General features: G+C 59.3%; 1 protein-coding gene. It reads left to right on the forward strand.

Annotated elements, in window-relative coordinates:
- A partial coding sequence (locus ACQZ63_RS27240; protein ID WP_448799594.1) for an elongation factor Tu occupies window positions 1-809 on the forward strand: 809 nt, incomplete at its 3' end.

Raw genomic sequence — 809 nt, forward strand, 5'->3', positions numbered from 1 at the left:
ATGGCAAAGAGCAAGTTTGAGCGCAATAAGCCGCACGTCAACATTGGCACGATCGGTCACGTCGACCACGGCAAGACGTCGTTGACTGCTGCGATCACGAAGTATTTCGGCGAGTTCAAGGCGTACGACCAGATCGACGCTGCTCCTGAAGAAAAGGCTCGCGGCATCACGATCTCGACGGCGCACGTCGAGTACGAAACGCCGAACCGTCACTACGCACACGTCGACTGCCCCGGCCACGCCGACTACGTGAAGAACATGATCACCGGTGCTGCCCAGATGGACGGCGCGATCCTGGTTTGCTCTGCAGCTGACGGCCCGATGCCGCAGACGCGCGAGCACATCCTGCTTGCTCGCCAGGTTGGCGTTCCGGCGATCGTCGTGTTCCTCAACAAGGTTGACCAGGTTGACGACGCCGAGCTTCTCGAGCTCGTCGAACTGGAAGTTCGCGAACTTCTGTCGTCCTACGACTTCCCGGGCGACGATATCCCGATCGTCAAGGGTTCGGCACTTGCTGCTCTTGAAGATTCCGACAAGAAGATCGGTGAAGACGCAATCCGCGAGCTGATGGCTGCTGTTGACGCCTACATCCCGACGCCTGAGCGTCCGATCGACCAGCCGTTCCTGATGCCGATCGAAGACGTGTTCTCGATCTCTGGCCGTGGTACGGTTGTGACGGGTCGCGTTGAGCGCGGTATCGTCAAGGTTGGTGAAGAAGTCGAAATCGTCGGCATTCGTCCGACGTCGAAGACGACGGTTACCGGCGTTGAAATGTTCCGCAAGCTGCTCGACCAGGGCCAGGCTGGCGA

The sequence above is a fragment of the Agrobacterium sp. CG160-95 genome (assembly GCF_053521725.1).